This is a genomic window from Caballeronia sp. LjRoot34 (assembly GCF_964253815.1).
In the GTDB taxonomy this organism is placed as follows: Bacteria; Pseudomonadota; Gammaproteobacteria; order Burkholderiales; family Burkholderiaceae; genus Caballeronia.
In genome coordinates, this window is the sequence record NZ_CAXUSB020000003.1 from 1394071 (window position 1) to 1418718 (window position 24648).

The window sequence follows — 24648 nt, forward strand, 5'->3', positions numbered from 1 at the left end:
GATCCTTACTTAAAAACCTGCATCGATAACGATCTTCGTGCCGTCACTGAAACGGCTTAGCCGGAACATGCGCGGATCGACGAGCGGTGTGTCGTTGGTGACCAGATCCGCCATCAGTTTTCCCGCGGCCGGACCGATGCCAAACCCATGCCCTGAAAACCCGGTGCCGATGAAAAGCCCCGGCACGCGTTCAACGCCCGATATCACGGGAATGGCATCGGGCGTCACGTCCATGAGACCCGCCCAGCGCTGCGCGATGCGTGCACCGCTCATATGCGGAAAGACCTTCACGAACTCACGCAGGCCAGCATCGGTATAGGCGGAAATAGGCTCGGGGTCGAGCGTGCGAACGTCCTCGAAAGCGGTACGCTGATCAAGCGCCCAATGACGCGGCCGGCGCAGTTCATCGAAGAAACGCGCACCCAATCCAATCCGTAACGCGCCCATCTGACTCTTGAGCGCAGGGATATATTGCGGAAACAGGCGGAAGCTGTCGGGCGTGATATCCGTGTAGGTACGAAAGCCGAACGCGATCGTATAACCGCCATCCGCGCGCTTGCGGAACGCGAATTCCTTGTTGCTGGCGCTGACCGCGGGACCGCCTTCTATAGGCGCCGTCCGCAACACCGAAGCCTTCACCATCAACTGCGGCACGTTGACATCCAGATTCCCGCAGAAGAGCCGCGACCACGCGCCGCCCGCAACCACCACGCTCTTGCAACGAATTGTTCCCAGTTCGGTCACCACCGCGCTGACGCGTCCCGCGCTTGTTTCCACACCGCGCACCGCACAGGGCGTGAGTATTTTCACGCCGCGTTTGCGCAGTGCATTTGCAATAGCCGGCGCCGCTTTCTGCGGTTCGGCGCGGCCGTCGCCGGCGGTGTACAGGCCGCCCTTGAACGCTTTCGTCGCGCCCGGGAGCAAACCGGCGACGGTCCTGGGATCGACTTCGCGGGTATCGAATGCATCGTTCCCGGCCAGGGCGCGCGCTTTCTCAAGCCATACGCGATGCCCTTCCATTTTCGCGTCGTCGTTGGCCATGTACAGGATGCCGCATTGCCTGAAACCAGTATCGATACCAAGTGTCTGGTCGAGCGTTCGCCAAAGCTTCAGGCTTTCTATACTCAGTTCGAACTCGCGCATGTCGCGATGCGTGACGCGCACCCATCCCCAGTTGCGGCTGGATTGTTCGCCCGCTATGTAGCCCTTCTCGCACACCGCCACGCGCAGGCCTTTGTCGCTTAGATACAGCGCCGTACTCACGCCAATAATGCCGCCGCCGACCACCACGACATCCACTTCGTCCGGCAAGGTGGTGTCGTCGGTGACGGTCTCGACTGGTGGTCCCATAAGCTTGGTATTCCCTGCTTTTTAGTTGTGTTGTTCGGTCATGCCCGCGCGCGTGGCTGCTGCCTGGCGTTTGAGTTGCTTGCGCGTGGTAGCCATGCTTGCGCCGCCGTAACGCGGATTCGAATGCCGGTTGGTCCAGCGGTCGATATGATTGATCGCGTGCGTGAGCGGCACGGTAATCAGCAGGTAGACGAACCCGGCGGCGACCAGCGGCGAAAGGTTTGCCACGTTCACCGACGTGTTCTGTCCAATGGTGAACAGGTCCCGTTGCGAGGTCAGCAAGCCGAGAAAATAAACGAGGCTCGAGTCCTTCACGATCGAAATGAACTGGTTCGCCAGCGCGGGAAGAATGCGCCGGATGCCTTGCGGCACGATCACATGACGCATGGCGGTCCAGTACGTCATGCCGAGCGCCTGACACGCGGAGAGCTGTCCCTTGCCCACGCTCTGAATGCCCGAGCGAAAAATCTCCGCTATATACGCCGATGAAATCAGCCCGAGCGCCACGATCGCAAGCGGATACGGATTCGGGCCGAACACCGCTAGCCCGACGGGCGCGAGTCCTTGGCCCACGAGCAGGATCACGAGCGCGGCGGGAAGCCCGCGAAAGACCTCGACGAACACACGCGCCGGCACTTCGAGCCAGCGCATATGCGACACCGCCATCAACGCCAGCACCATACCCGCGATGATCCCGAGCAAGGTCGAAAACAGCGACAGCACGAGCGTGTTGACCAGCCCGGTTTCGAGCAGCGCAGGCAGTGACCCGGTGAGCAACGGCCAGTCGAGGAAGTTCTGCAGGAATGCGTTCATGGCGCTCTCCGGATCATGTCGGTGACAAGTTCAGCTACCGGTTTTCATCACATACGGCGGCAGGCTGGCGGGCTTCGGATAACCGGGATGGAACTGGGTGTAGAGCTTGATCCAGGTGCCGTCGGCTACGAGCTCGTTAAGCGTCTTGTTGACCGCGGCTTCGAGTTTGACGTTGCCCTTTCGTATCGGAAAACCGGCGGGCAGGTTGATCGCGGAAATATCCAGGCGGTCGGTAATGTTCAACTGCGGGTACTTGCTTTGCAGACCGTCTACCAGCGATTTATCGATGAAGAAACCATCGATATATTTTGAACGCAGCGAGAGAAAGCCCGCGTTCACGTTAGGGAAACGCACGATCTGCGCGCCCGGCAAGTAGCTGTCCGAATACGTGTCTTCAATCGTACCTTGCACCACGCCGATCCGCTTGTCCTTGACCGACGCCTTGTCGCTTGTGATCGGGCTATCGGGAAGGCTCGCTACGCTAAGCAGCCCAGTGAGATAACCCTCGGAGAAATCGACCATCTTGAGACGGTCGGTCGTGATCGAGATCGATCCGGCGGCGAGATCAATCTGCTGGTTCGACACGCTCGGCAGCAAGCCGCTGAAGTCCTGCGCGCGGAAGTCGACGCTCACCCCCAGCTTTGCGCCAACCGCGCGCAGCAACTCCACGTCGAAGCCGGTCATCTTGCCGTTATCGATGTAGGAATAGGGCTTGTTGTTGGCGTCCACGCCGGCCATCAGTTTGCCCGGCGCAAGCGTGCCGAGGTCGTCGGCACGCGCGCTGGTGGCGGCCATCAACGAGAAGGAAGCGACAATTGAAACGAGGCTGAGAAAGTGTCGAAACCGCATGATGTTGCTCCAGGGAAGCCAGCGATGAATTGAAAATACGACGGGTCGATACAGCGTTACTAAAAACGTCAGGACAACGCGCCGCGCACACGTCCGTTCCAGCAATCGTCAAGCTGATACAGCACGGCACCCACCGGCACGCTCAAGTTGCGCGCGATGCCGCCCGGACTTAGCGGGAACGGACCTTCGCCGAATGCGCTGGGTGCGGCGTCGAAGCCTGATAGTGTTCTTGCGATGCGCTGCCCGAGGTAACTCATCAACGCGACGCCGTTGCCGTTGCAGCCGAGCGCGTAAAACACGCCGTCGCGTTCGCCTATGTGCGCGAGCTTGTCGCCGGTCATCGCAACGTATCCCTTCCATGCATGCGTGATACGCACATCGCGCAAAGCGGGCCAGAGCTGCACCATCTTCGTGTGCAGGATTCGCGCCGCCTCGCGTTCGCCGACTTCGCGAAACGATGGCCGCGAGCCGAACAACATGCGCGTGCCGTCAGGGGAAGGACGCGTATAAAACAGGTTGCGCTTGGAGTCGCTGATCATGCGACGGCCGGGATTCAGTACATCCATGAGTCCGGGCGGCAGCGGTTCCGTGGCGATCTGGTAACTCGCCACCGGCAGCACGCGCCGCGATAAAAATGGCAGCAAGGGTCCGGTATAACCGTTGGTCGCGATCAGCATTTGCTTTGCATCAATCTTGCCGCGCGCTGTATGAACAGCGAAGCGCGCGCCGGTCCGTTCAATTCGTTCGACCGCCGCGTGCGAATGCAGGCTCGCGCCGCGCCGCCGCGCGAGTTCGCGCAGGGCGCGATGATATTTTGCCGTATGCAGGCCGCCGTATTCATCCACGAGAATGCCACCATAGTAGTAGTCGGACCCCACCACGGCACGTTGCTCCGCACGCGTCACCACATGTACGGTCACGCCGGTTTTCTCGCGCAGCAGTTCACCTTGCCGGCGCAGCCGCTCGAAATGCCCAGGGGTGAACGCACCAAAAAAGCGACCGGTTATCTGCAGATCGGCGTCGAGCGATTCACTGGCTATCAGGTGCTTGAGATAGTCGAAACTCGCGGTGGATTCGGCCATCAAGCGGCTCAGCCGTTCCGCCGATACCCCGCGAATGGCATCGGTCAGCGCCAGTTTCTGCCCGCTCGACACCATGCCGCCGCTGCGCGTGCTGCCGCCCGCGCCGATCTCGGCGGCATCGAGCACAGCCACCGTTGCACCTTGCCGTGCCGCTTCCGCCGCCGCCGACAAGCCGCAATAGCCGCTCCCCACGATCACCAGATCCACGCTCGGCGGCAACGCGACGCGCGATGTTTCTGGCGGCGCTGCATCCCACCAATAGGGTGCGATGCGAAAGTCATCGTGGAAAAGCAGTGCGTCGGCTCGCATGGTTCGCTGGGAGTGGCTAGTTGCAATTAGTCTAGGAGCGCTTCCGTCATCCGGTCAAATACGGCCAAAAACGTCTGCTATTCATTTTTGATATGACAAGCTTCCCTACGGACCGGGCAAATCAAGGGAGCGGGCACATGAACCAGAAGCAAATCGAAGCGTTCAGGCTGGTGATGCTGAGGGGATCGATGACGGCCGCGGCCGAAGAACTCGGCACCTCGCAGCCTAGCGTCAGCCGCCTGATCGCGGAGCTGGAGGCGTCGACGGGACTGGCGCTTTTCACGCGCAACGGCGGCCGGATCCAGGCGACCGATGCGGGGACCGCGTTCTATCGCGAGGTCGACCGCAGTTTCGTCGGACTCGAAAAGCTTGGGCATTCAGCGCGCGAGATCCGCCAGTTCGGCAGTGGCCGGCTGCGTCTGGTGGCGCCGCCGGTGCTGGCGTTATCGTTCGTACCCCTTGTGATCGAGCGCTTCCTTGCGGCATATCCGCGTATTGCGGTGTCGCTGGAAATGCGCAGCGAGGGCACGATCCAGCGCTGGGCATCGTCGGCATATTGCGATGTCGGTTTTGCCACCACGACGCCTGATGCGTTCGGCGTGACCAGCGCGGAGTTGTATCGGCTGGCGGGGGTCTGCGCGCTGCCTGCCAAACATCCGCTCACCGCGCGCAAGCGGATTCACGCGCGTGACTTGAGGGATCAGAGCCTCATCCTGCCGTCCTACGCCGACGACACACGCTCGTCGCTCGACCATGCGCTGCGGCAAGCCGGGGTGAACCAGGTGCCGGTGATCGAGACGCCTTACGGCGCCACCATTTGCGCGATGGTCGCGCGTGGCCTGGGTGTGGGCGTGGTGAATCCGCTGGCCACTTCCGATACCAATCCGGCCCGCATCGTGTTCAGGCCGTTCTCGCCGGAAGTCATGTTTCGCGGCTTCACGGTCTGTCCTCAGTTACAGCATTCGAACCCGCTGGTGAAGGCGTTCCTTGATCTCACCAAGGAGACGATGGCGATCGAAGCAGCCCGTTTGCGAGGTTTCGCCGAAGCTGTCTGATCTGTGGGTGACCGAGCGGATCGAGGAGGCGCATGGGGGTGAACTTGTGTGTGAAGCAGGAGATCGATGCGCAGGAGCAGTGACTCCGGTACAAAAACCCACCCCGGTGGCGCTGATCTTTTTCTGCTAGATTGAACGTTCTCGCCAAGCGTCGTGCATCTGAGGTTTCAGAATCCGCACGCGCGACCCGTCTGGCGCTTCGATCGATCATGACTTCGCCTATCGCTGTTCCATCCACACTCGACACCCGGAGCCGGCCCGCAAACCGGGCGCGGATCTGGCGCGAGCCGGCGCTGGCAAATGCTGAATTGCTCCGGGCGGCTTACCGGACGCATCAATTTCCGCCTCACGCACACGACGAATACGCGATTGGTTTCATCGAACGCGGCGCGCAGGCTTATACGCGCGGCCGCAAGGAGCGGCTGATCATGCCGGTGGGAAAGATCTGCGTGATCAATCCTGGGCAGCTCCACGAGGGCAGGGGCGCGACCGAGGTCGGCTGGGACTATCGGATGATCTATATCCCGCCCGAGGGCCTGGCGATGGTTCTGGCGGGCTCGGAACCTGTTAGCGCGCGCGACTTGCCGTTCTTCGCGGAATCGGTCATAGACGACCCTGAAACATTGCAGGCACTGCACGCCGCGCACTTGTGCTCCGAGTCTTCGGACGCTTCGCAACTCGAAAAGGCATCGCGCCTGATCTACGCCTTGCGCCAACTCATGACACGGCATGGCCAGGGCATGCCGCGCGCTCAACTGCCGCGCGCGGAGCCGGGCGCGGTGCGTCGTGCAAGAGAGTTTATCGATGCAAGCGTGGCAGCGAATCCGTCACTTGACGATATCGCCCGCGCGGCCGCCATGAGTCCCTTTCATTTGTTACGCGAGTTCAAGAAGGCGATCGGTGTGCCGCCTCATGCGTATCTTGTGCAACGTCGTGTGGACAAAGCACGCCGCTTGTTACTGAAAGGGCATGCACCGAGGCTGGTCGCAATTGAAGTGGGTTACAGCGACCAGGCGCATTTCAGCCGCGAATTCAGACGTTTTTACGGTGTGCCGCCCAGCACGGCGATTCGTTAGAAAGAACCGCAATTTTCTTCAAGGCACACGCTCGGCTGTCCGTCAGACTGGACTCCATCGATTCATTGAATGGAGAAAACCATGATCGACTTGCGCAGCGACACCTGTAGCCAACCCACCGAAGCCATGCGTCACGCGATGGCGACGGCACCGGTCGGTGATGACGTCTATAGCGACGACCCCACAGTCAAACGGCTCGAACGCGAGGTCGCGGATCTGCTCGGCAAGGAAGACGCCGTCTACATGGTGACCGGCACCATGACGAACCAGGTGGCTATCCGGGCGCATACCGAGCCGGGCGATGCCGTTCTGTTCGATCAGAACGCCCATGTCTACATACTCGAAGGCGGCGCGCCTGCAGCGTATGCCGGCGTGCTTCCGCGCTTGTTACCCGGCGTGCGCGGCATCTTCAATGCAGGCGATGTGGAAGCGGCTATCGGTGTGCCCCACCGGTTCTTTCCCGCCACCATTCCCGCTCCCGTCCGGCTGCTGTGTCTTGAGAATACGCACAACATTGGTGGTGGCAAAGTGTGGCCGCTGGAGCAACTCAAGGCCGCATGCGACGCAGGACGTGCGCGCGGCGTGAAGCTGCATCTGGATGGCGCACGGCTTTGGCATGCCACGGCCGCGACCGGTATTGCGGAGAGTGAATATGCCCGGCATTTCGACACGGTCAGCGTCTGCTTTTCCAAGGGACTGGGTGCGCCTGTCGGATCGGCGCTGGCGGGATCGCGTGAATTCATCGCGCGGGCCAGGCGCTTCAAGCAGCAGATTGGCGGCGGCTTCAGACAGGCCGGGATCATCGCTGCCGGTGCGCTCTATGCGCTGCAAAATAACCGGGCGCGGCTGATCGAAGATCACGAAAACGCCCGTCTGCTTGCAGAAGGAATTGCATCACTGCCGGGTATCGAGATCGATGTGAATGCGGTCGAGACGAATATTGTCCGGTTCGTGGTGACGTCCTTGCCTGCGGGCGAGTTTGTCGAGCGCTTGTACGAGAAGGGCTTGTATGTGCTGCCTTCCGGTACCGACGGCGTGCGCGCGATTCCGTATCTGAACATCACGAAAGCGCAGGTTCAGGAGGCTATCGGCATTATTGCGTCAGTGGCCGAGGCATATGCGGAGAAGGCCGGTGTAATGGCAAGACAAGCGGCAAGGGGTGGCGCGGGATATTAAAGCAAGGGTGCGGCGGCCGGGATTCATTAGCAGCCGCACCCCCTTGCCGCTCGCGCTTTACCCCGGCGCTCCAGCTTGCCGCTTGGGATCGGCCTTCATGAATGCCGGATGCTGGTCACATGTGGCCATGATCCGGTCGATAGTCGGTATGTCAGGGATCTCGATCTTGAACACACGCGCCACAGCGACAATGCTCGCGAGGCAAATATCCGCCATGGTGGGTTCATCGCCATGACAGAACGTGCCCGTTTCCGGCGCGCCCGCCAGACGTTCTTCGACTGCGGTGAGACCCGTGCCGAACCAGCGGATTTGCCACGCGCGCCACGCTGCATCGTCGAATCCACCCGTTGTCTGAAGATACTTTTTCACACGCGGCACGACTAGCGGATGGGTATCGGCTGCACACATGGACGCAATCGAGCGCACTCGTGCGCGACCGTATAAATCGCTCGGCAACAAGGGTGGGGAAGGCTGGAGTTCATCGAGGAATTCGAGGATCGCCAGCGATTGCGTCAGCGGTTCATGCCCTTGTTCAACCAATGCGGGAATGGACCCTAGCGGACTGATTTTCAGGAATTCGGCGCTGCGTTGTTCGCCTGCGTCGAGATCGATATTTCGTTCGTGCGCGCTGAGGCCCTTCAAATTGAGGGCGACACGTACGCGAAATGCGGCGGACGAGCGCCAGAACGCGAAGAGTTCGAATTGCGCTTGCTCTGACATGGAGATCTTCCTTCGTAGTAGACGGTAGCGGCGACGTTGGTTAAGTCGACGGCTCTTAACTATGCATGAAAGTGCTCTTGCCTGTGTCCGCAGCTTGAAATATCCACAAACGCCGATGCCCGGCGAACCTGAGTTCGCCGGGCATCGGTTTGCTGCCAAGCGCCAAACTTCGGCTTTGATCAGTTATGCGAGTAGAGCGAACGCGTGCCGTCAGCTTGAACGCGATTACCGGATTGAGTGGCGGTGCTGCGCACGCCGCCGTAAGCGCTTGCGTCAGCATTGTTTGCTGCATTTTCCGCTGCGATGGTTTGCGCGCTCTGGCCGCGTTGCGAAGAGGGTGCGCCAACTTGCGGGTTATACGACGGTGCCGGACCATAACCGCTGCTGGCAAATGCGGGCGCTGCAACGGCGGCGGCAACGGCGACTAACAACGATGCAATAAGGGTCTTGTTCATGATGTGCTCCGATGCGTATCAGTGACTCAGTGACTTCATTTCATGGGCTACGCAGCGGTCCTGCTGGTTGGTGCGCTGCGTCGATGGAATGGAGTATATGCGCGCACTATCGAAATATTGTACCGATAGAGGGGAATAGTGATTCCACGCAAAACGAATAATCGGAGGCAACAGGCTTAGCCGAATTCGCTAAGAAAATGGGGCGTGATAACGCCAATGAGAAAAGCTGAATCAGGCTTGAACGCAAAGAGAAACCGCTAAGCGGTTAAGTCTCTTAACAGCCTAACCGCCTTGCACAGGCAGTTCCTTTAACTCCACGTCCGGCGCCATGGTATTTCCCGCGGCAGCGGCCGGGACATTGACGGATGATTGCTCAAGCCGGTTGCTGCTCTTGCGGGCCAGCGCGGCGCAATCGCCCATTGGCAAGCGCTTGACCACGGCGTACGCGGCCAGCATTGCCATCGTGCCGAAGATCGCATTGCCGGCGGCCTGTCCGATCATCACGCCCACAGGACCATGCCGCATCCCGGCCGCGACGAACGGCACCGTGCCGATGGTCGCGCGCCCCCAGTTGAACAGGGTCGATAACAACGGCCGATCAAGATTATTGAAGGTCGCGTTCGCCACGAACTGGCAGCCGACGAACGCATAACTTGCCACCAGCCACGAACAAAACGCCGCGATGATGATGGCGGTGTCGCCGCGCGCCGAGAATGCGCGGATCAGGCCACCCTGAGCGAACGCCAGCACGGCCCACGCAACCGCGACCGTCAGCAGCACGAACACGAGGCTGTTGCGAACCGTTTCGCGAATCCGGTCCGCGCGGCCCGCGCCGAGATTCTGCGCGATGATCGGACCGACGGCGCCGGTCAGCGCATAAATCACCGCGAACGCCACGGGCGTGATGCGGTCGATGGTGGCTTGCCCCGCCACGGCGGCAGCGCCGAAACGCGCCATTGCATGCGTCACGTATGCGCTGGCAACGGGCGTGGCGAGGTTGGTCAGCACGGCGGGCAGGGCGACCTTCATGACTGGCTGGCTGTTGGACCACAAGCGTGCAAAGCGGACACGGGCAATGAGATCGTTGACCCGGGTTGCGCCATGGAGACCGACAAGCGCGAGCGCAATACGTGCTATATCGTTCGATATGGCCGCACCCGTCAGCCCGAGATGAAAACCGAAGATCAGGATTGGATCGAGGATCGCGGTGACCACTGCTGCGGTCAGCGTGACGGTCATGGCACGGCGGGCATCGCCGACAGAACGCATCAGCGCGGCCGTACACATGCCGATAGCGAGGAACACGTAGGTGGGCGCGGTGATCAGCAGGAAGCCGCGGGTCAGTACGCGCGTCTCGCCGGCCGCCCCGAGCGCGTTGAGGATCGGGTCGAGGAAGAGCAGCGTGGCGGCGCTCAATATCACGGTGATGACGATCATCAGCACCAGACTCGCCGATGCCACCTGCCGCGCCTTGGTCCGCTGGCCCGCACCGAGAAGCCGCGCGACGGTTGCGCTGACGCCTATGGTCATGCCAATGGAAATGGCGGTGTGGAAGAAGTTGATGGTGCCGGCGAATCCGACCGCCGCGGCAACCGCTGTGTCGCCAAGCAGCGACACGTAGAAGAGATTAGCCAGGTCGACCGCGAACACGGCCATCAATCCAATTGCCCCGGTTCCTGCCATGACCACGACATGCCGCAAGGTCGAGCCGTGTACGAAGCGAGCGGAGTCGACCTGGCGTTTTGTTGTCATGGCGGAGCATCGGGTAGTGGTGGCCGAATCATCGCATGAATGATCTTTGTTTCCCTGGCTGCAAGGATGATCGTCCACTGTACTCACTAGCAGAAACGAAACGATTCCACTGTTAAACGCATGTCGCGGTAACAGTATCCTGCGCGCGTTGCGGCTTCTCTATGTCAGGGCATTTTCAAGATGATTGATCACCTACAATGTCCTTGCAGCTGTGCGCCGGACTCGAGACATAACATTCATTGACGGTTTCGGGAACGTGTCTTGCACGGCGGCTCCTCCTCCACTCGCAGCGGCGAACGCGCTGCTTCACCACGTCGTTGACTACCTCGACCAAGGACAAACATCATGAGCATTTTCGGCACGATCCTGAGCAAGATCTTCCCTTCAAGCCATCCCGCGAATACAGCGCCCGCCGATCCGGCCGCGCCCCCTGCGGCGGACCCAACCGTGGCGGCTGACGCCGCTGCAGCACCGGCTGCGGCCGCAGAACCGGTGGATGTTGAAGCAGTCCTGACTGCCATGCAGGCGAATACGTCGGAGCAATTGAACTGGCGGACATCGATTGTCGACCTGATGAAATTGCTGGGTCTCGACAGCAGCCTTGGCGCACGTAAGGAGCTGGCCGGCGAGCTGCACTATTCGGGCGACACCAACGATTCCGCATCGATGAACGTCTGGCTTCACAAAGCCGTGATGGAGCAGCTTGCGGCCAATGGTGGCAAGGTGCCGGATAGCCTGAAGGGTTAAGCTTGGCGTCGCCCTCAAGGCGACGGCTGGCACGCGTAGGCGCTTGCATGAGTATCGCAAGAAGGCGTGCCAGCATGACCCGCCACTGTTAAGTCCCAAGCGGCGTCATCTGCCTGTCATAGTGTTTCTGCATGACGCTGCGCTATGAAATCAAGCGCGGCTATCTCTCCAGCTTCAACGCCTTCCCATATCCTGTCAGCTCAAGATAGCCGTGACCCAAGGTCTCGCCGTCACGGCTGACCCGTACCGCTCCCTCCCAATACACCGCGCCCGTCGACTGGCTGGAGTCGAGTTCCTGATCGTCCATCAATGGGTCGAGCTGCCACGTGAGCGCGCCGGTCCTGACCGTTTCCGATACCGGATAAGACGTACCCGTGCGTGGTGAGCGCCACGTCCGGCGCGGCGTGAAGTTGACCTGGTCCCCATCGAATGCGCTCACGTGCCCGCTTGCATCGCGAAGCGCCGCGTGTGACCAGACTGTCCCGCCGTTTTGTCCGCGCACCTTGAACGCCATCAGCGCCGATCCGTCAGACAAATTGGCGCCGAGCCAGTCCCATCCCGTGGCGTCGCTGCTCAGCACCGTGCTTGACCATTCGTGATCCAGCCACGCCGAGCCGGTGACTGCTGCGTCAAGTCCAGGTTCGCCCTTCGCGCTCGAAGCGCGCGTGACCTTGCCGCTCACGCGCAGTTGCGGTTCGCTGTAGTAGTAGCTCGCTTGCGCGGCTAGCGGCCCCTTTCGCGAGTAACCGTTGTCGCCCTGCAGCAGTGGTTCCTGAGTCGGCGTGAGCGCCAGGTCCAGCGTGAAATCGGCGGCATTCACGGTGACGGTGTAATGACCATCGGCGGCGCGCACGAGTTGCCAGGCATCGAGCCTGACGTCGGTGTTATCGGTCTTTGCATAAGCAAGACCGAAACCCTGACGCGCAATCTTCTGATCATGCACGAGTCGTCCCAGTGAAGGATCGCTAAGCGCCGCATGAGCGATGATCAACTGCGTCGGCGCGAACGCACCCGGGTCCGCGGGATCGTGTCCGGTCGCCGAGCGAAAGAACGTGATCTGGAAACCGAGCGGCTTGCCGTCCGGCTGATTGAGCCAGCCCGTTGCATACCACCACTCGGTGCGAAAGGCCGGATGCGCGCCAGTGTCCTGCGGAAAAACCAGCGGATGATCGGGCGTGACTGCGGCGAATTCCACCGCCATGGAAGGTGTGCTGATGAAGCAGCAAGCGCACGCGATCATTGCCCATCGCCGGGCTCGATTCAGCATTACCAGTCCTCCTTCACCGCGCGCACGGCATCGAGCGACACCGCCTTTCGTCCCGCAACCACGGCTGTAGCGCACGACGAAATCAGCATGACCAGCGCCACCGTGCTCACCACATGCCAGGGAATATGCATCGACATGCTCCAGTGGAACGACTGCGGATTAACGACAAACACCAGGATGAGACTGATCGCCCAGCCCAGGATAAAGCCCACTGCAATGCCGAGCGCAGTCAGCATGCCGGCTTCCGCCGCGAGGATCGCGAGCACCTGATGGCGCGTCACGCCAACGTGCCGCAACATGCCGAACTCGCGCGCGCGAGCGAGTGTCTGCGCAGAGAAGGTTGCCGCCACACCGAATAGTCCAATCACAATGGCTACCGCTTCCAGCAGGTAGGTCACCGCGAAGCTCCGGTCGAAAATCGTCAGCGTCCGCGCGCGGATGTCGCCGGGTTCGGCGAACTCCATCGCGGCGCCGAAGGGCAGTTTGCGCAGGTTCGCAATGACACCTTCCGCGCTTGCGCCTCGGTCCACGATGATGGCGGCATCGGTGGCGCCCGTGTCTCCCGTCAAGCGTCGGTAGTCGGCAAGCCGTAACTGGATAGCACCAGTTTGCCGCGCGTAATCGCGCCACACGCCGGCTACGACGAATGTCCCGCCGCGTGTGCCGATCGACAAGTTAAGCCTTTGCCCCAGCTTGTATCGATACAAGTCGACCATCGCTTCCGAGACCCATATAGGCGTCTCGCCATCCTGCAGGGCGGACGGCGGCAGCACGGGGCCGGTCATCTGCATCGCAGCGCCGGGATCGGATGCATCGATGTCACGCGCGAGCAGCGCCACCGCGGGGCGTGCAGGGTCTAGCGTGAGATGCGATGTGCGGCTGAACGCGGCGTGCCTGATGCCGGGCGTCGCAGCGATTGCCGTTTGTTCGCCCGGGCTCAGGCTCGCTGTGTCGCCATTGGCCGCGACTCGAACGTACAGGTCGGCCGACAGGAGGTGGGTCAGCCAGTCATCGACAGATACGCGGAAGCTCGCGACCATGATGGCCATCGCGACAATCAGCGCAAAGCTCGACAAAACCCCGCCCATGGCGATCGATGCCTGGCCGGGTGCATTGGCGAGGCGGGCAAGCGCCAGCGTCGTGACGGCGCGCGTACGGCGGTTGGTACGCCATCGGCTCAGCGCGGTGAACACAATCGCCGTGCAACGCGGCATCAACGCGATACCGCCAACCAGCAGCAGCGCGACCGCGAGATAACCGAGGATGGGGACATCGAATAACGGCGGCAGGAGCGCCAGTATTCCCGCGACCGCGAGGCAAGACACTGCGGGCCAGGGCGTTGCCAGCCGCGCCAGCGCGCCTTCTTCGCTGCCCGCTTTGAGCGCCGCCGCCGGTCGTGCGCGGGCCGCTTCCAGCGCCGGGACGAGACTGCCAAGCACGGACACGCCGATACCCAACGCAAGAAATATGGCGCTCGCAACAGGCTCGAAACTGACGTGAGGCTGCACGCCCGGGAAGTAGCCGCCGCCCAGGTCGCTGCCGAAGAAGCGCAGCGCGATACTCGACAGCGCGTAGCCCAGCGCGAGGCCGAGCAGGGAACCCAGTACGCCGAGAAGTGCTCCTTCCATCAGGATCTGGCGTAGAAGCTGGCCGCGCGTATAGCCCAATACGCGCAGCATCGCGAACTGCGCGCGGCGCCGGACGACCGCTAGCGCTTGCGTTGAAAACACGAGGAACGCGCCGGTGAAAAGCGCCACCAGCGCGAGCACGTTCATGTTGATGCGATAAGCGCGCGAGAGACGGTCGGTGCGGCTTTCATCGTCGCGTGTTTCGGCTACGACCAGTTGATTGCCAAGCCGCGCTTGCAACTCGCGTTTGAAGCGTTCCCGATCGACGCCGCGCTGCAGTTGCAAGTCGATGCGCGAGAGTTTTCCTTCAAGTCCAAAACGCCACTGGGCGGCGGCGATGTCCATCACCGCGACGCGCTGTCCCGGCCGCGTCCTGACCAGACCGCCGGCCACTCTAAAACGAATAATCGATGTCCCGCTAAGCAGCGCGACATGGTCGCCGCTCGCCACGTGAAGCCACTGTTGCGCAGCGGGCGAGAGGAAGATGGCGTCGTCGGAAAGGGTATCGAGCGGACGCTGCGCGGACGGCACGCCGATCAGTTCCGGCGTGATGCGGCTCGCCCTGAAAACGTCGACGCCAAGCACTTTCAACGCAGCGGTCTGGCCGGGCACGGTCACGTCCAGGTCCAGAACGGGGCTGGCTAAAGCTACGCCCGGTGTGGTTGCGAGACGGGGGTACCACTGTTCATCGAAGGTGGGTTGTGCGCCGCGAACCTGCAAGTCGGCCTCGCCGGAAAGACTCTTGGCGGCCGCGGAGAACTCGTTGAATGCGGCACTGTTGATGAGTTGCACGGCATATCCGAGCGCCACGCCCAACGCAATAGTTGCGATAGCCACAATCGCTCGGGCCGGATGACTGCGCCACTCCGCGCCGAGCAGCCAGCGTGCGAGTAGCCGGCCGCCTGCAATTCGCCGCGAGGGTTCTGTCGTGGGTCCGCTCACCGAGATTCACCAGCCGACCGCTCCGATCGTCCCGCATGCAGGCCATGCTCGCTCAGGATAAGTATCCGGTCCGCGCTGGCTGCCGCCGCCATGGAATGCGTGACCATGATTGCCGCAGCGCCGTTTGCCTTGATCTCTGCACGGAACAACGAGAGCACCTCGTGCGCGGTCTCGGGATCCAGGTTGCCGGTTGGTTCGTCAGCCAGGATCAACGTCGGCCGATGCACCAGCGCGCGAGCGATTGCTACACGCTGCAGCTCTCCGCCCGATAGCTGTCGTGGAAAGTCGTCGCCACGGCCACCCAGGCCGACGGCTTCCAGCAAGTCGAGCGCGCGGGCCGGTGACGTGTCGTTAAGCAATAGCGGAAGCGCGACGTTTTGAACCAGCGTGAGATGCGGCAGGACGTGAAATGCCTGGAAGACGAAGCCGAGTTTTTGCCGTCGGAGGCGAGTGGCGGCGTTATCGTCGAGACTGGAAATTGACGTGCCGTCGATCAGCACTTCACCGTTGTCGGCTTGATCGAGGCCCGCGATCAGGTTCAAAAGCGTCGACTTGCCGACGCCCGAATCGCCCATGATCGCGACGAACTCCCCCGGATCGAGCGAGAAGTCGAGGCTTGCCAGTAACACGCGGCCTGCGCCGTACGCCTTGCTCAAGCCGCGACATTCTAGTGCGGGAGGAACGCCATTGTTGCGAAGGGTCATGGAGATCGGGTCGTTGGTGAGTGGGACTGGGGTGCAGTCCTCCACTGTGACAGAGAAGTGCCGCGCGTGTGCACGGCACGATCACTCCTTGTATCGACCCTGACCGCCTTCTAGCGCGCGAGCTTCTCGACATAAAACGCCGCCGTCTCGTACGGAACCGTCACCACGTCCTTTCCCGCGAGCAGCGGTTCAGCCGCGATCAACGCCTTGACCTCGCCATCGATTTTCTCGCGCTTGTCGGCGTCCAGCGCTGCAACAAAGCTGGTGGAGCGCACTCTGTTCAGGATCACGTCTTCGGGCGAACCGGTATGACCGATGCTGAAATGATGTTCATTGAGCGGACCGAAACCGTCGAACGGAAACGCGGACCGCCAGGCGCCGGTGTAATAACGCGGCGTATCGCCTTCCACCCGATTCACGATTGCGTCGAGCCGGGCGACCCACGGGACGTTGGCATCGCGCAAATTCCAGATCAGGCCGAGCTTGCCGCCCGGTTTCAAGACCCGAAGAATCTCCGCGAGCGCGGCATGGGTCGAGAACCAATGGAATGATTGCGCGCACACCACGGCATCAACCGATGCATCGGGAAGCGGGATCGAGTCGGCAGTACCCGCGTACGTTTGCACTTGCGGGAGCGCGGCGGACAGTTTGTCGAGCATCGCGGCCACGGGTTCGACTGCGATCACCCTGGCGCCTGTGCTGATCAGGCGCGGTGTAAATTTTCCGGTGCCCGCGCCGAGATCCACGACGGTCGTCCCGGCGTGAAGCCCGAGCTGATCACGTAACCAGTCCGCGATCTCCGGCGGGTAGTCGGGCCGGCCGCGTACATAGGTGTCCGCCGTTGCTGTTGTCGCGTAGCCGTCTGCTGCGGCGTGATGCACGCCATGTATTGCCTTGTTCATCGTGCGCTCCTGCTTGCTGGATTCATATCGTTCTGTCACTCCGTACGGCATCCTGTCTTATTGATTGATGCCCCCAGCGCCGCCGTATGGAAACTGGAAACAGGATAAGCAATCGCGGCATGATTTGCCATGCATGCCATCGTCGATTTTAATACCTTGAAAGGGTGGGAAGCATCCATCTGCGCACGCACGCTAACCCTGTGGCTCACGAGGCAAGGTCAGCACTGCATCGAGTCCCCGCTCTGCACGGTTGCTCAACACCAGCGTGCCACCATGCGCCATCGCGATGCTCTTCGCAATGGTCAGCCCCAACCCGGTCCCCTCGGTGTTCCCGGGCTGTGCGCGAAAATACGGTTCGAATACCCGTTCAAGCATGTCCTTTCCTGCAATGCCCGGGCCTTCATCGCTGATCGTGATGCGTACCGCGTCGCGATCATCATGGATGTGCACCGACGCGCTGCCGCCATGCAGGATTGCGTTGTCGAGCAGATTCTGCAGGCAGCGTTTCAGGTTTCGCGGATATCCGCTCAAAGGCGCGGCGGCGTGGCCGTCGAGTTCAACGCGTGCTCCCGTTTCAACGAGGTCATCGCAGAGTGCACGCAGCAGCGAGTCGATATCGATCTGATGGCGCGGCTCCGTTATCTCTACGCCCTGCACGAAGTCGAGCGTGCTGTGGACCATTGCGTCCATTTCATCGAGGTCAGTGCAAAAGCGTTCGCGCGACGCCGCATCCGGCAACATCTCGGCGCGTAGCCGAAGCTTCGTCAAGGGCGAGCGCAAATCGTGGGATATTGAAGCCAGCAAGCGCGTTCGTTCATCAATACTCCGAATCAATTGTTGCTGCATCGAGTTGAACGACTGCGCGGCGACTCGCACCTCACGCGGGCCGGATAACTTCAGCGATGCTCGATACACATTCTTGCCAAGCGCGTCGGCCGCGACCGCGAGCCGCCTTAGCGGCTGAACGGCAATGCGCACGGCCACCAGCGCGAACAGCAGCGCGGCGATGAACCTGATCGCATAGATGCGCAACAGATACTCGATCACCAGCGTTCGCGGCTCGCTCTGCCGGCCCGCTTGCCCCTCTTGCGCGGTGACGTCGAGCCAAGCGCCACCGGGTGCTTGTATCTGCACATGAAAATCTCCCGACGGCATGCGCGAGTCGAAGAGGCTGAAGATGCCGCGATGACGTCCGGTGTCGTCGGTCAGCTCGGCATCGATCAAACGCAGCGGCACGTGCTCATGCAGACGCTGCGCGAGCACGCTTGCAAGCAAGTCTTCAGTCGCACGCTGCGCGACCGTGTGTGACGGCGCTGGCGCCGGGGCTTCGATCCAGCGCAATTGATAGTTACGGTCCGCAAGCTGGCGCACGAGGGTTTGCCGCGCTGCTTGGTCCGGTGCGATCTGCAGCAGGCGCAGGGTGTCCGCGAGACGGCTTGCGAACAGGCGTGAAGGAATCTCCAGCGTGCGGTTGTCGTGGGTCTCGAACCAGATCGTGCTGGTCAGCAGTTGGCCGCCGAACATGCCGATCACAAGGATCAGCGCGAGGCGTCCGAACAGCGTGTCGGGCCAGAGGCGAAGCTTCATGCACGGCCTTCGTGCAACGCGCAGGCGGTGTCGTCGACTACCGGTAGGCGGTCCATCTGCACGGATGCATCAAGCGGGAATCGGGGGAGGGGAGTCAATGAATCACGGCCGTAAGGCGATTGAAAAGTCCGCAATTGAGCCAACACATTCCAATACAAAACAGCGGCTTTTCAACATATCGCCAATACATTTCGCCGATAAAGTGTTGCCGCGTAATGACATTGATTCTCATTTAAAGACTATAACATGCCGATTTCAGGATCTTCGCCGCGCGTCTGTCGTTCGACTGTGTTCAGGCCTGTTGCATCGCGGCTTTCCGGACTTCCCTGTGGCTCCAGTCGTACAAGGCGATACCTCGAAAAGGCGTTCGCCACGACGCTGATCGCGACCGCTTTCATCGCCGGCCCGGCCCACGCGCAGTCGAGCGTGACGCTGTATGGCGTTATCGATGCAAGCTTGCTTTATACGAACAACGCGCAGGATCACGCCAGTCTGCAGGCGAGCAGCGGCGCCGTGACGGGCAGCCATTGGGGACTGCAGGGCCGTGAGGACCTGGGCGCCGGCAACCAGGCGATCTTCCAGATAGAAGACGGCTTCAGCGTCATGAACGGCAGCTTGCGCCAGGGCGGCCGTGAGTTCGGCTACCAGTCATATGTGGGCTTGAGCAACAACCGGTTCGGCACGGTGACGCTTGGGCGGCAGTACGACTCGGTCGTCGACTACCTTGCGCCGTTGAGTTTCACCGGCCGGCGTCCGGGCGGCAATAACCTCTCCGTGCATCCATATGACAACGACAACCTGAACAACTCGTTTCGCGTCGATAACGCCGTGAAGTTCGCCAGCGCGCCCTACGCCGGCCTGAAGTTCGGCACGCTCTACGGCTTCTCGAATGAAGCGGGCGGCTTCGACGACAACCGTCTATACAGCTTCGGCGCGTCCTATGATGCCGGCCCGCTGAGTTTGGCTGCGGGCTATCTGCAGGCGAACAATCCGGGCGTAAGTAATACCGACGGCGCGATCACGCTGACCGACCGTACCTTCCTGACAGCATTACAGCGGACCTATGGAGCAGGCGTGAATTATTCGATAGGGGCCGGGAAGCTCGGGTTCGTCTGGACACGCACGCAGCTTGGCGGCCTTGCTGTTATCAACGGGGCGAACAGTCTGGGTCTCAAGCAAAACGGTCAGGGTGCGAGCTTCGACAACTTCGAAGTGAACGCGAGTTATCTGCTGACACCGTCGGTGGCCGTGAATGGCGCCTACACGTATACGGATGCCGCGCTGTCGACGGCTAGCGGCGAGCATCATCCCAAGTGGCACGAGGTATCGGTGCAGACGGACTACTTGCTTTCCAAGCGCACCGACGCGTACGTCCAAGCGAGCTACCAGCACATTGCGAGCGATGGCTCGGGACTGACCGCCGACATCAGCGGACAGTCACCGTCCAGCAAGAATGAGCAGGTTGTCGTCGCGGTGGGATTGCGTCACAGGTTCTGATGAGGCGCGTAACAACGCCACGGTCTGCGTGGCCGGCCGTCATGCGTCATTCGTAGTTCGAGAACCGCGACTCAGGCTCAGGCGGTGAAGGCAATGGCGTATAGCCTGGAATGCTTGCTTTAAATTGCTCGGACAGCCCGTTGTCGATCTTCGTCAATCCCTTGAGCTGAAGCTGCAACAGGACGCGCGTAGCGCTACTGGCGGCAGTCGTGGTGGTGGACACATTCGTATATTTTTGCACCGCGAAGCTGAGCGACCAGCAATCGGCGTCGTACTGAACCCCGAGCAATCCCGCCACCAGGCGATGAGCGACCATGTCGAAATTGGCCTGGCCGACAGCGTAGAGCTTGCGGCTCAGCGGCCATTGACCGGACGCTACGATCTGGTTTTCCGCCTCGTTGTCCAGATCTTCGTCGGCGCGGGTATACCGGTAAGCAATGCTGATTACTTCTCGATCTCCCGGTTTCCAGGTGAAGCCAGAGGTACCCTGGTCCAACTGGTTGCGCTGCTCGTCGTACTGGACTGCCTGCTCGGTCGTAAAACCTGGGCCTATCTTGAGCGACGCCCCGACAATGACGTCGCTGCCTCGAATGTCGGTCACGGACGCGCCCGGGTCCAGCGTCACTTCCGGATTGGTGAAATAGTATTGTTGCGCCACCACGAAGCGGGCTCGTTCGTCTCCTGTCGCCTGATTGATGAACCGGGTCGTCAGGGCGGCCGTGACGCGGTTCAGGTCGGCAACCCGGTCGCCGCCGACGAAGGTGTTGTCGGTGAAAATCTGGGCCAGTCCAAAGTCCTCTTCGCCTGTGTCGAAGACCGGTGCGAAGGTCTGGTTCCGGTAGGGCGTATAGACGTAGTAGAGGCGCGGTTCCAGCGTCTGGATATAGTCCGTTCCGAACAGGCGGATGCTGCGCTCGAACACGAGCCCCGAGTCCAGGCTGAGGGTGGGCACATTGAACGAAAAGCTCTTCGGCTGTCCCGTTGGCGCTGTGCTTCCGATCGAGGACAGGTCGTAGGCCACGTAGTGCCACTGAACCTTCGGCGTGATGAACCATCCCGGTCCAGACAGCGGATAGCTGACATACGGATTGAACGTGAAGCGGCTGCCTTCCGTGGAGTCGGCTGTGGAAATGCTAAAGCGCGTGGCGTCTGCCTCGGCGCCGAAATCAAATCCGCCCACGTTGTACTTATCGTATTTAACGTCCAGTTCCGGCGCCCGATTGTAGGGCGGCGCCGTACTGAACGATTGCCAGCGTTGCACCCGCGCCAGCACTGACCATGGCCCGTTGTTGTAAGTCACTCCAGCCTCTTGCTGGAAGATGTCCTGCCCATTGACCAGCGACGCGGTATTCGAATTCAGATCCGTCGTGACGTTGACGTCCGACACCTGCGCATAGTTAACATACGCAGCGAATCCACCGCCGAAGTTCTGGTTGTGCTGGATGTTGATCGAATAACGGTTGGTCTTGGTCAGGGCATCGTCGGGCAGATAGGCAATAGTCACCGAACCCGAATACGTAGGCGACAAATAGCGGAAATCCGTTGTCAGCATCGCGCCGCGTTTTGACATGTAGCGCGGTGTCAGCGTCAGGTCGTAGTTCGGCGCGACATTGAAATAATACGGGACGGTGAGGTCGAATCCGTTCGTCGAACTCAGCGAGAAAGTCGGCGGAAGAAAACCGCTCTGGCGAGCGTTGGACAAGGGAAACGACAACCACGGACTCGCGAAGATGGGCACGCCCTGGAAGAACAGCACGCCATTGTGGGCAATGCCTTCGTTCGACCCTTGATCCATGTCGAAACTTGCCGCCTTCAGGTACCAGGCCGGGTCACTTTCGCACTGGCACGCGGTGTACGTGCCGTGATGCACGACTGAACGTTCGTTGTCGATCAGGTCGATGCTGTCGGCGCTCCCCGAGCCGCCGGTCAGATTGAAGTGATAGGTCGGCGTTGTCATGGTGCCCTCGTTGGCCTCGACGTGAAGATGCGCTTCGGGGCCGGCAAAGACGTCGTAGTTGTCGACTATGCGCACATGGCCGTACGCATCGACCACATTACGGTCGATGTCGTAGTGCACGCCGTCTCCTCTGACAATGGTCGCGTCGCGCCGAAGCTCTCCATTGCCCTTCAGCGACAGATCGCGGTCCTCGTCGCCGTCCGCTGCATCGCCGATCCCGAATACGGCTGGCGACGTGTTCGCCGGCAACGGATGCTCCGTCACTTGAGGGGCGAATCGAAGACCCCAGGGTGGATCGATCGGTTCTGCCTGTGCCGCCGCGCCGCTTAGTTGCGCGTGCGCGGGCGAAGGGGTGAAGGACATGACGATCGCCGCTGCGACCGCGATATGACGCATGCGCGGCGTGAACCGGATGAGCGTTTCTGCTGACCGCACGGGTTAGAACGACGTGCCGATCTGGAACTGGAACTTCTCGTATTGGTCTCCCGCGTGCCGCACGATCGGGAAACCGAGGTCCAGCTTGAGCGGCCCGATCGGGGATATCCACTCAAGTCCCGCACCATAGCTGTAACGCAGGCCGTTGGCGCCCACGCTGTTACCCTCGTCGCCCCAGACGTTACCGCCGTCGACAAAAGTAAACACGCGCAGGGTCCGGTCGTACCCCGTACCCGGCAGCGGAAAGGTCATTTCTATATTGCCGACGATCATCTTCGATCCACCGATCGGGTCGTTGGTCGTGGCGTCACGCGGTCCGAGCGAACCGGACTCGTAGCCCCGCACCGAGCCAATACCGCCGGCGTAGTAGTTCTTGAAGATCGGATAGGCGTCGCCGTTTATGCCGTGACCATAGCCCGCCTGGAAATTCAGGCCGAGAATGAAACCCCTGGCGGGGGTGTAATAGTACTGGGCCTGAACATCTGATTTGTAGTACTGGGTATTTCCTGCCGGTGTTCCCAACTCGCCGTTGGCCTGAAGGAAATAGCCTTTGCTGGGTATCAGCGCGCTGTCGCGTGCGTCGTGCGACCAGCCGACTGTCACTGGAACGTTGTTCACCACGCGACCGAACTCGGCGACATAGTCCAGGTAGCTTTGTGGCGTTGACGAGTCTGTATTGAACCGGTCCTGCTCGAAACCCGCACCAAAATAAACCACGTCCGATTCGGAGAACGGTATGCCGAACTTCATATCCGCGCCGATCGATGTAATTCGAAAACTCGTGTCGCTGAAGTTGTAGAGCGGGTAGGTGGTTCTGTAATACATGTCGGTAATGCGCTTGATGCCATCGATCGTAAAGTAGGGATCGGTTTGCGTCACCGACAAGGTCCGGTACGTCGCGGCCGTATTCACGTTCAGCGCGAGCGTTGTTCCAGAGCCGAACACGTTGTCCTGCGACACCCCGGCCGACAGCACAACCTTGTCGCTCGAATCGTAGCCGGCGCCCAACGTGACCGCGCCCGTTGGTTTCTCTTCTACCTTGACGTCTATGTCGACCTCGTCGGTGGTGCCGGGAACGGGGACTGTGGTTATCTCCGTGTTCGTAAAATATCCCAGACGATCGACGCGCTCCTTCGAGAGCTTCAGGCGGCTGCTGTCGAACCATGAGCTTTCAATCTGGCGCATTTCACGACGGATCACCTCGTCGCGCGTCCGGGTGTTGCCTTCAATGTTCACCCGGCGCACGTACACCCGGCGTCCTGGATCGACCTGCAACGTCAACGCGACCGTATGATGGACCTGGTCAATCTCCGGCTGGGCATTGACCTGTGCGAATGCGTAGCCGTACTCCCCCAGCTTATCCACCAGAGCCTGGGTTGCGGCTTGCAATTTTTCGGCCGAAAAACGCTCGCCCCCGCGGATCGACACGAGCTTTTGCAGTTCGGCGTTGCGATCGAGCAGGTTGCCGCCAAGCTGGATGCTCGATATGGTGTACGGCTCTCCCTCGTGAATGTAGATGGTCAGGTACATGTCCTTCTTGTCGGGCGAGATCGACACTTGCGTGGAGTCAATGTTGAACTCCAGATATCCACGGTCCAGGTAATACGAGCGCACCTTTTCCAGATCCCCCGTTAGCTTGTCCTTCGCGTAGAGGTCGTTCTTCGTGTACCAGGAGAACCAGTTAGGGGTCGATAACTGCATTTCGTCGAGCAGCGTCGACGAGCTTGCAACCTGATTGCCCATGAAGTTGATCTGACGAATTTTCGCGCTGGGACCTTCTGTTACCGAGAACAGAATGGATACCCGGTTGCGGTCAATCGGCGTGACCGTGGTGGTCACCTCGGCGGCGTAATAACCTCGCGTCAGGTATTGGCGTTTCAGTTCCTGTTCAGCTTTGCTGACAAGCGCTTTGTCGTAGGTACTGCCTGGTGACAGGCCGACTGAATGCAATGCCTTGGTGAGGTTGTCCTTGTCGAACTCGTGGATGCCGGCAAAGTCGATTGACGAGACGGCAGCGCGCTCCTGCACTTTTACAATGACCACATTACCTTGCGTCTCGACCTGAACATCGTCGAAGAAGCCGGTTGCATAGAGGGCACGAATGGTTTCCGACGCTTTGTCGTCCGAGAAGAGGTCGCCTCGCTTGAGCGGGACATAAGCGAAGACCGAGCTGGGCTCAATGCGCTTCAAGCCCTCGATCTGTATGTCCTTGATGACAAAACTGCTGGTCGCCGCATAGACTCCCGGTGCAAGGAACACGTTCAATGCGATGGCAACGGCTGAGTGAGCGGTACGTAATGATCGGAAGGTTCGGAAGTTGAATTTCATTTGATGTACTTGACGAG

At 60.8% G+C, this 24648-nt stretch carries 19 protein-coding genes; 5 read left to right on the forward strand and 14 right to left on the reverse strand.

Going from position 1 to position 24648, the window contains the following annotated elements:
- Positions 1–9: 9 nt before the first annotated feature.
- From ACSQ36_RS37200 to ACSQ36_RS37215, 4 genes are all read right to left on the reverse strand, one after another.
- Entirely contained in the window at positions 10–1350 is a 1341-nt protein-coding gene (locus tag ACSQ36_RS37200; protein WP_436185971.1) for an NAD(P)/FAD-dependent oxidoreductase, read from the reverse strand.
- Positions 1351–1371: 21 nt separating this feature from the next.
- Complete coding sequence (locus ACSQ36_RS37205; RefSeq protein WP_213766259.1) at positions 1372–2163, reverse strand: amino acid ABC transporter permease; 792 nt, start codon at positions 2161–2163, stop codon at positions 1372–1374.
- Positions 2164–2193: 30 nt separating this feature from the next.
- A complete protein-coding gene (locus tag ACSQ36_RS37210; protein ID WP_436185972.1) occupies positions 2194–3012 on the reverse strand; it encodes a substrate-binding periplasmic protein in 819 nt (272 codons plus the stop codon).
- Between the two features lie 68 nt (positions 3013–3080).
- Positions 3081–4403 carry an NAD(P)/FAD-dependent oxidoreductase gene (locus tag ACSQ36_RS37215; protein WP_436185973.1) on the reverse strand — a complete coding sequence of 441 codons (1323 nt, stop codon included), beginning with the start codon at positions 4401–4403 and terminating at the stop codon, positions 3081–3083.
- Positions 4404–4540: 137 nt separating this feature from the next.
- Between ACSQ36_RS37215 and ACSQ36_RS37220 the strand changes: the two genes are divergently transcribed.
- The 3 genes from ACSQ36_RS37220 (at position 4541) to ACSQ36_RS37230 (ending at position 7710) form a co-directional block, all read left to right on the forward strand.
- Positions 4541–5458 carry a LysR substrate-binding domain-containing protein gene (locus tag ACSQ36_RS37220; RefSeq protein WP_213766262.1) on the forward strand — a complete coding sequence of 306 codons (918 nt, stop codon included), beginning with the start codon at positions 4541–4543 and terminating at the stop codon, positions 5456–5458.
- Positions 5459–5667: 209 nt separating this feature from the next.
- Positions 5668–6534 carry an AraC family transcriptional regulator gene (locus ACSQ36_RS37225; RefSeq protein WP_213766263.1) on the forward strand — a complete coding sequence of 289 codons (867 nt, stop codon included), beginning with the start codon at positions 5668–5670 and terminating at the stop codon, positions 6532–6534.
- 81 nt (positions 6535–6615) lie between these two features.
- Positions 6616–7710, forward strand: coding sequence for a threonine aldolase family protein (locus ACSQ36_RS37230; RefSeq protein ID WP_436185974.1), 1095 nt, complete (start codon positions 6616–6618; stop codon positions 7708–7710).
- Between the two features lie 57 nt (positions 7711–7767).
- Here the strand turns inward: ACSQ36_RS37230 and maiA are convergent, their stop codons facing one another.
- From maiA to ACSQ36_RS37245, 3 genes are all read right to left on the reverse strand, one after another.
- The gene (gene maiA / locus ACSQ36_RS37235) at positions 7768–8430 is read right to left on the reverse strand and encodes a maleylacetoacetate isomerase (protein WP_436185975.1); all 663 of its coding nucleotides are present in this window, start codon (positions 8428–8430) and stop codon (positions 7768–7770) included.
- A 179-nt stretch (positions 8431–8609) separates the two neighbouring features.
- Complete coding sequence (locus ACSQ36_RS37240; RefSeq protein ID WP_213766266.1) at positions 8610–8885, reverse strand: hypothetical protein; 276 nt, start codon at positions 8883–8885, stop codon at positions 8610–8612.
- 282 nt (positions 8886–9167) lie between these two features.
- On the reverse strand, positions 9168–10637 hold the full coding sequence (locus ACSQ36_RS37245; RefSeq protein WP_436185976.1) for an MATE family efflux transporter: 1470 nt from the start codon (positions 10635–10637) through the stop codon (positions 9168–9170).
- Between the two features lie 345 nt (positions 10638–10982).
- Between ACSQ36_RS37245 and ACSQ36_RS37250 the strand changes: the two genes are divergently transcribed.
- Positions 10983–11384 carry a DUF3597 domain-containing protein gene (locus tag ACSQ36_RS37250; RefSeq protein WP_213766271.1) on the forward strand — a complete coding sequence of 134 codons (402 nt, stop codon included), beginning with the start codon at positions 10983–10985 and terminating at the stop codon, positions 11382–11384.
- Between the two features lie 160 nt (positions 11385–11544).
- On the opposite strand, the gene ACSQ36_RS37255 is transcribed toward ACSQ36_RS37250, so the two are convergent.
- From ACSQ36_RS37255 to ACSQ36_RS37275, 5 genes are all read right to left on the reverse strand, one after another.
- Complete coding sequence (locus tag ACSQ36_RS37255) at positions 11545–12651, reverse strand: lipocalin-like domain-containing protein (RefSeq protein ID WP_436185977.1); 1107 nt, start codon at positions 12649–12651, stop codon at positions 11545–11547.
- Positions 12651–15221, reverse strand: coding sequence for an FtsX-like permease family protein (locus ACSQ36_RS37260; protein ID WP_436185978.1), 2571 nt, complete (start codon positions 15219–15221; stop codon positions 12651–12653). The genes ACSQ36_RS37255 and ACSQ36_RS37260 overlap by 1 nt, the downstream gene beginning before the upstream one ends.
- Complete coding sequence (locus ACSQ36_RS37265) at positions 15218–15925, reverse strand: ABC transporter ATP-binding protein (protein ID WP_436185979.1); 708 nt, start codon at positions 15923–15925, stop codon at positions 15218–15220. The genes ACSQ36_RS37260 and ACSQ36_RS37265 overlap by 4 nt, the downstream gene beginning before the upstream one ends.
- 110 nt (positions 15926–16035) lie before the next feature.
- Complete coding sequence (locus ACSQ36_RS37270) at positions 16036–16815, reverse strand: class I SAM-dependent methyltransferase (protein ID WP_436186462.1); 780 nt, start codon at positions 16813–16815, stop codon at positions 16036–16038.
- 204 nt (positions 16816–17019) lie between these two features.
- The gene (locus ACSQ36_RS37275; protein ID WP_436185980.1) at positions 17020–18414 is read right to left on the reverse strand and encodes an ATP-binding protein; all 1395 of its coding nucleotides are present in this window, start codon (positions 18412–18414) and stop codon (positions 17020–17022) included.
- A gap of 246 nt (positions 18415–18660) precedes the next feature.
- Between ACSQ36_RS37275 and ACSQ36_RS37280 the strand changes: the two genes are divergently transcribed.
- Positions 18661–19911, forward strand: coding sequence for a porin (locus tag ACSQ36_RS37280; RefSeq protein ID WP_436185981.1), 1251 nt, complete (start codon positions 18661–18663; stop codon positions 19909–19911).
- Positions 19912–19957: 46 nt separating this feature from the next.
- Here ACSQ36_RS37280 and ACSQ36_RS37285 read toward each other — a convergent pair whose 3' ends face one another.
- Both ACSQ36_RS37285 and bamA read right to left on the reverse strand, forming a co-directional pair.
- Positions 19958–22231, reverse strand: coding sequence for an LPS-assembly protein LptD (locus ACSQ36_RS37285; RefSeq protein ID WP_436185982.1), 2274 nt, complete (start codon positions 22229–22231; stop codon positions 19958–19960).
- 75 nt (positions 22232–22306) lie between these two features.
- Positions 22307–24631 carry an outer membrane protein assembly factor BamA gene (gene bamA, locus ACSQ36_RS37290; RefSeq protein WP_436185983.1) on the reverse strand — a complete coding sequence of 775 codons (2325 nt, stop codon included), beginning with the start codon at positions 24629–24631 and terminating at the stop codon, positions 22307–22309.
- Positions 24632–24648: the final 17 nt, after the last annotated feature.

What these genes read in the sequence shown, in the direction of transcription:
- ACSQ36_RS37200 (WP_436185971.1), bottom strand. Translation starts at nt 1,350, where the DNA reads ATGGGACCACCAGTCGAGACCGTCACCGACGACACCACCTTGCCGGAC.
- ACSQ36_RS37205 (WP_213766259.1), bottom strand. Translation starts at nt 2,163, where the DNA reads ATGAACGCATTCCTGCAGAACTTCCTCGACTGGCCGTTGCTCACCGGG.
- ACSQ36_RS37210 (WP_436185972.1), bottom strand. Translation starts at nt 3,012, where the DNA reads ATGCGGTTTCGACACTTTCTCAGCCTCGTTTCAATTGTCGCTTCCTTC.
- ACSQ36_RS37215 (WP_436185973.1), bottom strand. Translation starts at nt 4,403, where the DNA reads ATGCGAGCCGACGCACTGCTTTTCCACGATGACTTTCGCATCGCACCC.
- ACSQ36_RS37220 (WP_213766262.1), top strand. Translation starts at nt 4,541, where the DNA reads ATGAACCAGAAGCAAATCGAAGCGTTCAGGCTGGTGATGCTGAGGGGA.
- ACSQ36_RS37225 (WP_213766263.1), top strand. Translation starts at nt 5,668, where the DNA reads ATGACTTCGCCTATCGCTGTTCCATCCACACTCGACACCCGGAGCCGG.
- ACSQ36_RS37230 (WP_436185974.1), top strand. Translation starts at nt 6,616, where the DNA reads ATGATCGACTTGCGCAGCGACACCTGTAGCCAACCCACCGAAGCCATG.
- maiA (WP_436185975.1), bottom strand. Translation starts at nt 8,430, where the DNA reads ATGTCAGAGCAAGCGCAATTCGAACTCTTCGCGTTCTGGCGCTCGTCC.
- ACSQ36_RS37240 (WP_213766266.1), bottom strand. Translation starts at nt 8,885, where the DNA reads ATGAACAAGACCCTTATTGCATCGTTGTTAGTCGCCGTTGCCGCCGCC.
- ACSQ36_RS37245 (WP_436185976.1), bottom strand. Translation starts at nt 10,637, where the DNA reads ATGACAACAAAACGCCAGGTCGACTCCGCTCGCTTCGTACACGGCTCG.
- ACSQ36_RS37250 (WP_213766271.1), top strand. Translation starts at nt 10,983, where the DNA reads ATGAGCATTTTCGGCACGATCCTGAGCAAGATCTTCCCTTCAAGCCAT.
- ACSQ36_RS37255 (WP_436185977.1), bottom strand. Translation starts at nt 12,651, where the DNA reads ATGCTGAATCGAGCCCGGCGATGGGCAATGATCGCGTGCGCTTGCTGC.
- ACSQ36_RS37265 (WP_436185979.1), bottom strand. Translation starts at nt 15,925, where the DNA reads ATGACCCTTCGCAACAATGGCGTTCCTCCCGCACTAGAATGTCGCGGC.
- ACSQ36_RS37275 (WP_436185980.1), bottom strand. Translation starts at nt 18,414, where the DNA reads ATGAAGCTTCGCCTCTGGCCCGACACGCTGTTCGGACGCCTCGCGCTG.
- ACSQ36_RS37280 (WP_436185981.1), top strand. Translation starts at nt 18,661, where the DNA reads ATGCCGATTTCAGGATCTTCGCCGCGCGTCTGTCGTTCGACTGTGTTC.
- ACSQ36_RS37285 (WP_436185982.1), bottom strand. Translation starts at nt 22,231, where the DNA reads ATGTCCTTCACCCCTTCGCCCGCGCACGCGCAACTAAGCGGCGCGGCG.
- bamA (WP_436185983.1), bottom strand. Translation starts at nt 24,631, where the DNA reads ATGAAATTCAACTTCCGAACCTTCCGATCATTACGTACCGCTCACTCA.